Consider the following 11608-nt stretch of genomic DNA (forward strand, 5'->3'; position numbering starts at 1 on the left):
GACGCCGCCCTCGAACAACTCGACTGCCCGAACACGACGCGCCTCCGCCAACTGAGGCCGCGACAAAGGAGGAAGGGAGGAGCCGGCAACCGAAGGGGACGGTTGATATGCCACCCCGACAGCCTCCCACCCACAGGGCCACCACACCCACCGAACTTACGAAAAGATCAGTAGTGTGCTGCGCCAGAAATTGAGAGGGTTAGTTGGCCCTGGTTTGACTGTTGGGTGGGGCGATCCTGGCGAGGTAGTCGGCGAGGGACTTGAGGATTTCGTCGGCGGTCTTCGTCCAGGTGAACGGTCTGGGGTTCTCGTTCCAGGTGTCGATCCAGTCGCGGATGTCGTTCTCAAGGGCCTGGATGGAGGTGTGGACGCCGCGGCGGATGAGTTTGTCCGTCAGCAGGCCGAACCACCGCTCGACCTGGTTGATCCAGGAGGAGCCGGTCGGCGTGAAGTGGACGTGGAAGCGGGGGTGCCGGGCGAGCCACTTCTGGATCTCGGGGGTCTTGTGGGTGACGTAGTCGTCGCAGACCAAGTGCACGTCGAGGCCGGCGGGCACGGTCTTGTCTATGGCGGTCAGGAACTTCTTGAACTCGATGGCCCGGTGACGGCGGTGGAGTTCACCGATGACGGTGCCATCAGCGATGTTGAAGGCTGCGAACAGGCTGGTGATGCCGTGCCGCAGGTAGTCGTGGGTACGCCGCTCGGGCATGCCCGGCATCATCGGCAGCACCGGCTGGGACCGGTCCAGCGCCTGGATCTGACTCTTCTCGTCCACGCATAACACCACTGCCTTCTCAGGCGGGTTGTGATAGAGGCCGACGACGTCGACGACCTTGTCGACGAACTGCGGGTCGGTGGAGAGTTTGAAGGAGTCCTGCAGGTGCGGCTTGAGGTCGAACTTCTTCCAGATCCTGCCGATGGTGGACTTCGACAGTCCAGTACGGGCGGCCATCGAGGCGCGCGACCAGTGGGTGTCCTTGCCCGGCGTGGATTCCAGGGTCGCGACGATGACGTCTTCGACCTGGTCGAGCAGGATCGAGGGCGGGCGACCGGTGCGTGGTTCGTCCTGCAGGCCGTCGAGGCGATCGGCCACGAAACGGGCCCGCCAACGGTCCACGGTCGACTGGTCCACCCCCAGATCGGCTGCGGCCTGCTTGTTCGTCACGCCCTCCGCGCACCGCAGCACGATCTTCGCGCGCAGTGCGAGGTACTGGGCCGTCTTCGCCCTCCGCGACCAGCGCACCAACTGGGCCCGCTCGTCCTCGGTCAGGACCAGCTCAGACTTCGGCCGACCGATAGGCCCCTCATCCTCTAGCCCCGCCAGCCGCTCAGCGGCGAATTTCGCCCGCCACTTGCGGACCGTCTTTACTCCGGCCCCGACCGCCTGTGCAGCACCAGCATTCGACATTGAGCCTTTTCCAACCTCATACCTGTGCTGCTCCTCGGCCTGCTGACGACTGCACGCACCGATCTGTAGCGAGGTCATGACCAGCAGATCCGCAGTCGGTCCCGTCGGCCCAGACGCTTCGCCAAGCATGGTCAGCGGCGCTGACATCCGGGTTAGAAAGGGCTCAGCGCTCCGGCAGCTCCCATGAAGCGAACCAGTGAGGGAACGGTCCGGCGGAGGGCGGGAACGCGAACGGCAAGGTGCGGTCGGTGAGCAGGCGCAGCACGAATTCGCCGGTTCCACAGTCGAAGCGCTGCCACTCACCGCCCAGGTACTGCACCAGAACCGGCCAGTCGTCGGGATCGGCCGGTCCAGTCAGCCAGTGGAAGGTCAGCTCCTGCTCGGAGGTCCCCCATATGAGCACGCCGCCAGGCGCGGGGTGGACCGGGTATGGCCGGTACAGGTCGGCGTACCGTGCCATGTCCTGGCCCCAGGAGACCAGATCCGTGCCCAGCGCACCCGGCACCAGCAGGTCCAGGTACTCGTCGAAACTGCCCGAGCCGAAGGCGTCGACAATGTCCTTGTAGTCACCGGGCAGCGCGGTGCACAGCGCTGCCTCCGTCGCGGCCCAGTCGACGCCGCACCGATCGGGCTCCGTCCAACCGGTGGCCTCCCGCAGCAACGCCACCCATCCGACACCGGGCGGGCGGGTGAACGCGCGCCGGGCGAGGATTACGACGCGGCGCGGGCCGTCGGGGGTGGCCGTCACGCCGTATCCGAACCAGTGCCCGGCCAGCACCCACCCGCGCAGCTCCAGCAGCCCGCCCTCCCCGCCGATGGGAAGCCCACCCTCCCCGCCCACCGGCGGACCGTCGGGCACCCCTGCCGCCGTACCCCCCACGACCCATGCACGTACGGGCAGACTCGCCCCGTCGATCACGTCCGCAGCGACGCGCTCCAGCGCGGCCAGATCCTCCGCGTCACTGGGCACACAGACATGCCCTGCCCCATGAGTGGGCAGCGGGCAGTGCAATTCGGGCGCGCGCCAGGCGCCGTTCAGACGGGCGCGCAGAGCGGAGGCGTCCATGCGGCCAAGTGAACAGCACGGCACTGACATTGAGCCTCTTCAACCTGCATCAGCAGTACGCCGTTGGGCTGACAACAGGGTGAAGCCCCTGGTAGATGGGTTTTCGACCAAGATCACCAGTCTGCCAGGAGCTTACGCGTGCTTGTCTACCCATCCGGTATCGATCTGTCCAGCCGCACTTTGCAGCACCTATCCGGTCTCCTCGCAGGCCACCGTCGTCGGATCGGCTCCCGGTGGCGGCGCCTGACCTGTGGCCGGCAGGCCGTGCTCGTCCTGGCCCACCTGCGCTGCGGCGACACCTACGCCCGCCTCGCAGCAGGTTTCCGCGTCGGGATCGCGACGGTCCACCGGTACATACGCGAGGCCGTCGACCTCCTGGCCGCTTTCGCGCCCACGCTGGAACAGGCCATGACGACGGTGCGGAAGAAGGCGTACGTGATCCTCGACGGCACCGTGCTGCCGATCGACCGCATCGCCGCCGACAGGCCGTACTACTCGGGGAAGAAGAAGCACCACGGGATGAACGTGCAGGTCCTCACGGACCCAGCCGGCCGTCTGATCTGGGCCTCGGACGTGCTACCCGGAGCCGTGCACGATCTGACCGCGGCCCGGACCCACGGCATTCCCGCCGCTCTCGCCGCTGATGACGTCAAGTGCTGGGCTGACAAGGCGTATCAGGGCGCAGGCCCTGCTGTCCGCGTCCCGTTCCGGGGCAAGAACCTGCGTGACTGGCGTCGTAGTCACAACCGCGATCACGCCAAGATCCGCAGCCTCGGCGAACGCGCCATGGCCACCCTCAAATGCTGGCGCCTCCTGAGGAAGCTCCGCTGCAGCACTACCCGGATCACCGCCGTCGTCCGTGCCATCGTCGCACTCGAACTCGCCACCTGATCAAGATGGAAAGGGCTCATTCCGTCAGCGCACGCCAGGATGATCCGAGCTCGCTCAGCCGTACGCCGGTCCGGCAGCCCCGCCCGGCGCGCAAGCTCGACACGCTCGTCCTCGGAAAGAACGATCTCAACAGCAGCAGGACCCCGATGCGCCATGAAAAAGAAGGTACCAACTAACCCTCTCAATTTCTGGCGCAGCACACTAGCCAGGGGTGGCCCCGCTTCGGCGGGGTGGGGGATGGTTTCTTTGGGCTGTTCTGACCTCAACTGGGTGCACGAATCCTCGCTGTTCACCTGCGGCGCCTTTCTGGGGGATTAGACCTGTCGCGTACGTATGGTGGTCGTATGGTTGTGGCCAGGAAGGTTCGCCGGTTCTCCGGCGGCGTGTATGACCTCGGGCTCCACGTGGTGTGGTGCCCGAAGTACCGCCGTCCGGTCCTCGGTGGCCGGGTCGCGGAACGACTGGAGGAACTGATCTGGCAGAAGGCTGACGAACGCGGCTGGGAGATCATCACCCTTGAGGTGATGCCCGACCAGGTCCACCTTTTCGTGAAGCACGACCCGAAGTCGTCAGCCTCGTACGTGGCCAACCAGTTCAAGGGCTTCACCTCCCGCGTCCTGCGCGAAGAGTTTCCCCACCTGAAGTCGCGGATGCCCACGTTGTGGTCGTCGTCGTATTTCGCGGCATCGGTCGGTGGCGTGTCGGCGGCGACGGTCGAGAAGTACATCGACGCCCAGTGGGAACGCCCGGGGAAGAAGGGGGACGGCGTGTGATCCGTGCGTACAAGTTCCTCCTTCGCCCCACCAAGAGCCAGGCGGCGTCGCTCACCGACATGCTGCGGGACCACTGCTCCCTCTACAACGGCGCGCTCCAGGAACGCCGGGACGCCTACCGGCACACCTCGAGGACCACCGTTCGGTACGGCGACCAGTCCGCGCAGCTCAAGGAGATCCGCGCGTTCGACCCCGAGCGTCACGGCCGCTGGTCGTTTTCCTCTCAGCAGGCCACGCTGCGCCGTCTCGACAAGGCGTTCCAGGCGTTTTTCAAGCGGGTCAAGGCCGGTCTCACGCCGGGCTACCCCAGGTTCAAGGGCATCGGGCACTTCGACACCGTCACCTTCCCCAAGAACGGCGACGGCTGCCGCTGGGACTCCACCCCGCACGACCGTCAGACCCGCGTGCGTTTTCAAGGCGTCGGGCACATCCGCGTGCACCAGCACCGGCCCGTACAGGGGCGCGTCAAGACGATCTCGGTGAAGCGCGAAGGGACCCGCTGGTACGTCGTCCTGGCCTGCGACGAGGTCCCCGCCGAGTCGCTGCCGTCCACCGGGGCGATCGTCGGTATCGACGTGGGCGTCGCCCACTTTCTGACCACGTCGGACGGCGAACACGTCGCCAACCCGCGCTTCCTTAAGGCGATGGCCGACGAACTGGCCGAAGCGCAGCGGCATCTTGCGACGTTCCCGAAGCGGACCCGGCAGCGCACCAAGCGCCACCGCGCTGCGGCCCGGAAGGTCGCCAAGCTGCACGCCAGGATCCGGCGGCAGCGCGTCGACTTCCACCACAAGACCGCGCTCGCACTCGTGCAAGAGCACGACGTGATCGCGCACGAGCGGTTGAACACGGCGGGCATGACCAAAGCCCCGGCACCCGGGGCCGACCCCGAGCAGCCCGGCAGCTTCCTGCCGAACGGTGCCGCCGCGAAGGCCGGACTCAATCACAGCATTCTTGACGCGGGTTGGGCGCAGTTCCTCGGAATCCTGGCGAACAAGGCTGAGAGTGCCGGTCGCCTCACGGTCCCGGTGGACGCGCGCAACACCTCCCGCACGTGCCCCGAGTGCGGGCACGTCGCGAAGGGGAACCGCCTCACCCAGGCGAAGTTCCAGTGCACGGCGTGCGCGTACACCGCGAACGCGGACCACGTCGGCGCGACGAACGTCCTCAACAGGGCCGGGCTGGCCCTCTGCGACGTGGCCTAGCCACCGACACAGGAAGCCCGCGCGTTAACGCATGGGTGGAGTCACGTATGCGAGTTGCCCTTCCGCGGGTTCTGGCCCATCGCCCCGATCACGGCTTCGGCCACCTCGCCCGCCTCCTCCTGGATCTTGAGGAGCTGAAGGAGGATGCGTTGATCGCGGGGGAGCGTGGAATGGCCCTCCAGGCGTTCGGCGAGGCGGCTGATCGTCTCCCAGGCATCGGTCACGTGCGTCTCGATTCTGTTCTGTGTCGTGTGGTGCGGTGGCCGTCGTGCGGCCCACCGCACCGATACGGATCAGAGCGGCGGTCACCGCAGGTCGGCGTCCCCTTCGGGCTCGTCTGCAGGGGGCGGTTGTCGATGTCGCGGGACGCGCATTCGATTGCCCCCTTCCGGCCGCTGCCGCATCCTGCCGGGATGCGCTTCTCCATCAACATCCCCAACTTCGGCGACTTCGCCGACCCGCGTAACGTCGCGACCGTAGCGGCGGCCGCCGAACAGGCAGGCTGGGACGGGCTCTTCGTCTGGGACCACGTACTGCACCGACGGCACCAGGGGCGTCCCTTCGGGGACCCCTGGATGCTGCTGACCGCCGCCGCGCTGGCCACCTCCCGGATCCGCCTGGGCACCCTCCTGACCCCGGTCCCTCGCTACCGCCCCCAGCAACTCGCGCGCCAAGTGGCCACCTTGGACCACCTCAGTGGAGGCCGGGTCACCTTCGCCGCGGGCCTGGGCGGGCCGGTCGAGGACGAATACCGCAGCTTCGGCGACACGGCCGAGCCGCGCGTCCTCGCCGAGCGTCTGGACGAGGGACTGGAGCTGCTGGGGCGATTCTGGTCCGGCGAGCCGGTGGACCACCACGGCCCGCACTACGAGGTCCGAGACGTGACGCTGGTACCCGCCACCGTGCAGCGGCCCGGTCCGCCGGTGTGGATCGGCGGGTTCTGGCCGCGTCGTGCGCCCATGCGGCGGGCAGCGCGGTGGGACGGCGCGGTGCCGCTGTTCGAGACGGCCCGGCACGGCCATGTGCCGGATGTGGCGGAGGTCCGGGACCTGGTCGGGTACGTACGCGAGCATCGAGCGGCCGGGGCCGAGCGCCCCTTCGAGTTCGTGCTCGGCGGTGCCACGCCCCCGAACAAGGCCAAGGCCAGGGACGTGATCGGTCCGCTGCACGACGCCGGTGCCACCTGGTGGGACGAGCGGCAGATCCAGACCGGCCCCGACCTGGATCGTCTGTCCCCGGTGCTTCGCCGCATCGAGGCGGGGCCACCGGTGATCTGATCAGCCGTACGGACCAGGCCCAGGCCCCCGGCGGCCGGCCTGAACGCCGCAGCGAGTCCGGCAGCGGCCGGTCGGCCATCCAGAACCGGCGGTCGCCCGCCTCCGCGTCAGCCGCGACTGTCAGAGGTGCGCAGTACGGTCCTGCCATGGCAGCTGGAATCGATCTGACCCTTGATTGCGCGGACGCGAAGCTCCTCGCCGAGTTCTGGAAGACGGCCCTGGGATATGTGGACGAGCCGCCGCCCGCTCCCTTCAGAACCCGCGAGGAGTGGCTCGCGCAGTTCGACCTTCCGGAGGGCGATTCCGCGGAGGACGGCGCGTGGCTCTGCGATCCCGACGGCGCCGGGCCCCGGCTCTGCATCCTCAAGGTCCCCGAACCGAAGACCGCGAAGAACCGACTCCACATCGACGTCCGTGTACCGGGACACGGCACCCTCGATGAACGGTGGGCGCGGATCAAAATGGAGTCCGAGCGGCTGGTGGAGGCGGGCGGGGCCGTCCTGGAGGAGTTCGAGGGGCACCACGTCGCGATGGCCGACCCGGAGGGCAATGAGTTCTGCGTCGCCGCGGCCTCGGCTCGAGATTGACCGAGCACCGTCCTCATCACCCCGGAGCCGTGGGCAGCGGACGACCGCAGGCGGCTGACCCGGCCGGGGGAGCGGCCCGGCCGGGAAAGCCTTGTCCGGCCACCTTCACGAGGCGGCAGCGGTCAGATACGTCAAGTACACCCCCTCCTCGCAGTCGGGCATCTTCCGCAGGGTCCAGCGGCCCTCCACGGTCGCGGAGGAGAAGTTCGACTCGGCGTCGTCCTCCTCCACCTCGCCGTCCTTCGGGGCGTATCCGGCCTTGGGGAGCCGCTCTTGCAGGAACGCCAGGGTGGCGTGGAAGCCGCCGCGTACGACGGTGGCGACGACGAGCCGGTCGCCGGTCCGGTGCTCCACCGAGGTCACGACCGCGCCGGCAGGCACCGGCAGATTCGCCGGGAAGTCCTTCGGGAGCGGCAGAGAGGCGGCGGTGGGACATGGCCCGGGTGTGGCGTCGGCCGGTTGCCCGTCCGACGGATGTGTCGCGCGCGGGGCGTTGAGCGGTGAGGCGGCCGCCGGTTCGGCGTGCCGCGGCGTCGGCGAGCACCCGGTGGCGCCGGCCACGCTGAGGACGGCGCCGACCAGGACGGCGGCCAGGGGGACAGGCCTCACTTACCGGACCTCTTGGTCTTGGAGCTCGTGCGCGTGCCGCCGGCCACGGCGTCGTACGCCCCGTACAGCGTGTTGCCGGAGGACTGGCGGGCGATGGAGGCCAGCGCGTCGTAGTTCTGCGCGCCGCCGGTGGCGCAGGCGCCGGTGCAGCCGTCGGCGTAGGCGGCGAGCACGCGGCCCTGGGCGTCGACGGTGACGTCGTTGAAGTCGAGGAGATTGCGGTCCTTGCCGCAGGTCGTGCCGCCCGTGCAGATCGATCCCTTCTGCACCGGGTCGGTGGGGGTGGCGTCCACGGTGACCCAGGACTGGCCGCCGTCGTAGGTCGTGGCCACGTACAGGTGCCAGACACCGTCGAAGGTGGCGGAATCCTGGTAGTTGCCGCCGGTGGCGGTGCCCAGGAAGGCGAACGCGGCGCGATCGTCGTCGCCGGCGGTCACGGTCGGGAAGACGATGTTCTTCAGGCCGAGGGAGGCGCCGACATTCTGGTCGTACAGCCAGGTCTTGCCCTTGTCGTGGCTGACCGCGACGCGCGCCGTGCCGTCACTGTTCTGGTAGCCCATGTAGGTCGTTCCGCCGGCGCCTATTCCCACGCTCGGGTCGGAGTCGCCGGGCGTGCTGGAGGGGTTGTCGCGGACGGTCCAGGTCAAACCGTTGTCCTCGGAGACGGCCACGGCCTGATGTCCGCCGCAGCCCTTGTTGGGCACGTACACCGTGCCGTCGGGAGCGACCTTCACGTGGCCGTGCAGGCCGCCGCAGTCCAGCAGCGAGTACATCGAGACGGCGGGCCCGTACGTCAGGCCGCCGTCGCGGCTGACCGCGCAGGAGGCGTCGGCGATGTCCTGCGAGCAGTAGTAGACGGCGTTCGGGTACGAGGTGATCGGGCCCGGCCCGCCTGAGGCGAAGGGGCCGCCTCCGATGGTCTGGTGGTCCACACCGGAGTTGATGCCCGAGCCGCCCGTCGGCGTCCACGTCTCGCCGTCGTCGTCGGTGTAGCAGGTCAGGGCGCTCTTGCCGGCGAGCTGCGACTCGAAGGTGCGGTGGGTGGCCGGGTCGGTGAACAGGATCGGGTCGAGACTGGTGGTGCTGCCCTGGGGACAGCCGTTGGCCGCGCGTGCGCTCTTGTCCTGCCAGGTGGCGGAGCCTGCGCTGTCGTAGGTGACCTTGAGCGTCGAGGTGTACGCCTGGAACATCGCGGCGCCACTGGCGCGGTCGACCCCGATCGAGGGTTCACCGGCGTTGTGCGCGTCCGCGAGGGAGTCGGGTGCCGAGGAGTTCTGGTACGTCGGTGGTACGGCCGTACTCGGCGGAGGGTCGGCCGGGTTGGCGACGAGGCTCGCGGTGCCGGTGAAGCTGTCGCCGAGCGGTGCGTACGGCACCACGCGCACGGTGTACGAAGCCGTCACCGCGGGGAGCAGCACGGTCTCGGGGTCGCTGGAGGAAGCCGAGGCGGCCACCTCCCGGCCGCCCGCGTCGAGGACGTACACGTCGAAGTCGGCTGCGGAATCGGGCCACTTGACGTCGACGCGCAGGCTGTGGCCGGCGTCGTAGCCCGCCGGCACCGACACGTCGAGGGCGTAGTCGTCGCACGCTTGCGAAGTTGAGCAGTTCACGGTTCCGGTGGTGCCGGAGGTGTTCGGGACGGTGAAGGGACCGGCGCTCCACGTGGTGGTGGGCGCGGTGTCGCTGACCGATCCGGAGGAGGGAGTGGCGGCGTCGGCCGACACACTCGGCAGGCTGCCGACGACGAGCGTCAGCAACCCGACGGCGACACGTGCCCGCGACCGCGGGTGGCGGCGGAGACGGAGTGCGAAGTGGAGAGCCACAGATACCTCGTGGGTTCGCGAGTCGGACGAAGGGCGGTGGTGCGCGGCGGAACCGGTGGTGCCTTCATCCGCTCTACGGGGAGGCCGGCGACGTCCGTCGCGGCGAACGAAAGCCTTTTTTCCGGCCGGGCCGGACGGCGCACACGGGACCGGCCACGCCCGCCCGGGACCGGCCACGCCCGCCCGGGACCGGCCACGCCCGCCCGGGACCGGCCGCCTGCCCGGGACCGCCACCGGCGCGGCCTCCGAGCGCAGCCCGCGGAACCCTGGGAACGGCAACCAGGATGCTCCAGCCCCTCGTCGATCTGTACGGCGTCCACCGTCTTGCGCCGCGGCCGGACGTCGAAGGCGGTCCGGGATCCGACAAACCCTGCGAACGAGTCCGCTGAAGGTCCCGAAGTGGTGGTCAGCGGGGGACGTCACAGGGAAGGATGGTCGTCATGACGGATGAAGGCGTCTCCATCGACCCCACCAAGCCCAGCATCGCCCGCGTCTACGACTACCTGCTCGGCGGCAAGGACAACTACGCCGTCGACCGGGAGATCGGCGACGTGTTCAAACGTGACCTTCCCGGTTCGGTGGCCATCGCCTTCGCCAACCGCGCGGCCCTGACCCGGGCGGTCAGGGAGATCGTGACGACCACTGACGTACGGCAGTTCATCGATCTGGGAAGCGGTCTTCCCACCTCCGACAACGTCCACCAGGTCGCGCAACGGCACGCTCCGGAGTCCCGGGTCGTGTACGTGGACATAGACCCCCAGGTGCTGGTCCACGGCCGTGCCCTGTTGGAGGAGAACGAGCGGACCCGGGTCGTCCCCGCCGACGTACGCGACCCCGAGGCCGTCCGTACCCACCCCGACACCCTGGAACTGATCGACTTCGATCGCCCCGTCGCCGTCATCTTCAGCGCGATCCTGCACCACGTGAACGACGAGGAGGACCCAGCCGGAATCGTCCGCTACTGGCGCGACCGTGTGCCCTCCGGGAGCTACTTCTTCGTCAGCCACTTCCGTTCCGGCCACAACCCGGAGACGACGGAGGCCGAGGCGGTCCTCCAGCAGACTTTCGGCCGCGGCCGGTGGCGCACCGACAAGGAGATCGAATCCCTGCTGGACGGCCTGGAGATCCTCGACCCCGGGGTCGTCCCCGCGTCCCTGTGGCGTCCTGACGCAGTCGACAGCCCGTTCAACAGAAACGGCGAACGCGAACTCACCGTCTGGGAGCGTCTCATCGCCGCCGGGCTGGCCCGGAAAGCCTAGAACCGAGTGCCGCGGGTTCCGGGGTCGCAACGGACAACGCATGCCCAGGTGGGCGCATGAGCGGGCCCACACACGGAACGCTGCATCACGTCGAGCTGTGGGTGCCCAACCTCCACCGCGCGTTCGCCTCGCTCGGCTGGCTGCTCGAGACGCTGGGCTACGCCGTCCACCAGAACTGGGACGGCGGCCGCAGCTGGCGGCTCGGGGCCACCTACCTGGTCGTCGAGCAGTCCCCGGACCTCACCGCCGAACGGCACGACCGCTGCCGGCCGGGTCTGAACCACCTGGCCTTCCATGTCGAGGACTCCACCATGGTGGAGAAGCTGGCTGCCGACGCTGCTGAGCATGGCTGGCGGCTGATGTTCCCCGAGCAGCATCCCTACGCCGGCGGCAGACAGCACTACGCCGCCTACCTGGAGAACGATGACGGCTTCGAGGTCGAACTCGTCGCGATCGAACCGCCCCGTTGAAGCGGCGCTCCACGCTTCTGCCTGACGTCTCACAGGTCAGTGTCTGCCGGGCCGGCCCTCGTGCCTGAACGAAGCCGCCTTCGCGGAGGCCCGGGGAACACGGGCGCCGTCGAGGGGTTCACGGCCGAGGCCCCCGGACCTTGATCGGATGCTGTTGGCGAATTCGGGGGCTCGGTCACTTCGCTCCGCCGAGCGTGAGCTCGGCGGGGCGAAGTGCTGCGAAGTGGCTGGTGCGGGTGC

At 68.8% G+C, this 11608-nt stretch carries 12 protein-coding genes; 7 read left to right on the forward strand and 5 right to left on the reverse strand.

The features are described 5' to 3' along the window. Nucleotides 1–199: 199 nt before the first annotated feature. On the reverse strand, nt 200–1297 hold the full coding sequence (locus ACIPM1_RS33325; protein WP_402441066.1) for an IS630 family transposase: 1098 nt from the start codon (nt 1295–1297) through the stop codon (nt 200–202). Between the two features lie 274 nt (nt 1298–1571). After that, the gene (locus ACIPM1_RS33330) at nt 1572–2474 is read right to left on the reverse strand and encodes a hypothetical protein (RefSeq protein WP_402441046.1); all 903 of its coding nucleotides are present in this window, start codon (nt 2472–2474) and stop codon (nt 1572–1574) included. 138 nt (nt 2475–2612) lie between these two features. On the opposite strand from ACIPM1_RS33330, the gene ACIPM1_RS33335 reads away from it, so the two are divergent. The 3 genes from ACIPM1_RS33335 to ACIPM1_RS33345 all read left to right on the forward strand — a co-directional run bounded on the left by ACIPM1_RS33335 (nt 2613) and on the right by ACIPM1_RS33345 (nt 5343). Beyond that, nucleotides 2613–3365, forward strand: coding sequence for a transposase family protein (locus tag ACIPM1_RS33335; protein WP_402441048.1), 753 nt, complete (start codon nt 2613–2615; stop codon nt 3363–3365). Nucleotides 3366–3709: 344 nt separating this feature from the next. Further along, nucleotides 3710–4138, forward strand: coding sequence for an IS200/IS605 family transposase (gene tnpA, locus ACIPM1_RS33340; protein ID WP_402441050.1), 429 nt, complete (start codon nt 3710–3712; stop codon nt 4136–4138). Continuing rightward, a complete protein-coding gene (locus ACIPM1_RS33345) occupies nt 4135–5343 on the forward strand; it encodes an RNA-guided endonuclease InsQ/TnpB family protein (protein WP_402441051.1) in 1209 nt (402 codons plus the stop codon). The genes tnpA and ACIPM1_RS33345 overlap by 4 nt, the downstream gene beginning before the upstream one ends. Before the next feature lie 41 nt (nt 5344–5384). On the opposite strand, the gene ACIPM1_RS33350 is transcribed toward ACIPM1_RS33345, so the two are convergent. Continuing rightward, nucleotides 5385–5567, reverse strand: coding sequence for a hypothetical protein (locus ACIPM1_RS33350; protein ID WP_402441053.1), 183 nt, complete (start codon nt 5565–5567; stop codon nt 5385–5387). 189 nt (nt 5568–5756) lie between these two features. Between ACIPM1_RS33350 and ACIPM1_RS33355 the strand changes: the two genes are divergently transcribed. Beyond that, nucleotides 5757–6620, forward strand: a complete 864-nt coding sequence (locus ACIPM1_RS33355; RefSeq protein ID WP_402441055.1) for an LLM class flavin-dependent oxidoreductase — start codon at nt 5757–5759, stop codon at nt 6618–6620. Nucleotides 6621–6766: 146 nt separating this feature from the next. Then, nucleotides 6767–7207: a VOC family protein gene (locus ACIPM1_RS33360; protein WP_402441057.1), complete on the forward strand. Its 441-nt coding sequence runs from the start codon at nt 6767–6769 to the stop codon at nt 7205–7207. Nucleotides 7208–7312: 105 nt separating this feature from the next. Here ACIPM1_RS33360 and ACIPM1_RS33365 read toward each other — a convergent pair whose 3' ends face one another. Together ACIPM1_RS33365 and ACIPM1_RS33370 are read right to left on the reverse strand one after the other, a co-directional pair. Beyond that, nucleotides 7313–7816: a hypothetical protein gene (locus ACIPM1_RS33365; protein WP_402441059.1), complete on the reverse strand. Its 504-nt coding sequence runs from the start codon at nt 7814–7816 to the stop codon at nt 7313–7315. Next, the gene (locus tag ACIPM1_RS33370) at nt 7813–9540 is read right to left on the reverse strand and encodes a sialidase family protein (protein ID WP_402441061.1); all 1728 of its coding nucleotides are present in this window, start codon (nt 9538–9540) and stop codon (nt 7813–7815) included. The genes ACIPM1_RS33365 and ACIPM1_RS33370 overlap by 4 nt, the downstream gene beginning before the upstream one ends. A 539-nt stretch (nt 9541–10079) precedes the next feature. On the opposite strand from ACIPM1_RS33370, the gene ACIPM1_RS33375 reads away from it, so the two are divergent. Both ACIPM1_RS33375 and ACIPM1_RS33380 read left to right on the forward strand, forming a co-directional pair. Continuing rightward, nucleotides 10080–10898, forward strand: coding sequence for an SAM-dependent methyltransferase (locus tag ACIPM1_RS33375; RefSeq protein ID WP_402441062.1), 819 nt, complete (start codon nt 10080–10082; stop codon nt 10896–10898). Nucleotides 10899–10954: 56 nt separating this feature from the next. Next, nucleotides 10955–11368, forward strand: a complete 414-nt coding sequence (locus ACIPM1_RS33380) for a VOC family protein (protein ID WP_402441064.1) — start codon at nt 10955–10957, stop codon at nt 11366–11368. The last annotated feature ends 240 nt before the right edge of the window (nt 11369–11608 follow it).

The sequence above is a fragment of the Streptomyces sp. NPDC086766 genome (assembly GCF_044746005.1).
GTDB lineage: Bacteria > Actinomycetota > Actinomycetes > Streptomycetales > Streptomycetaceae > Streptomyces.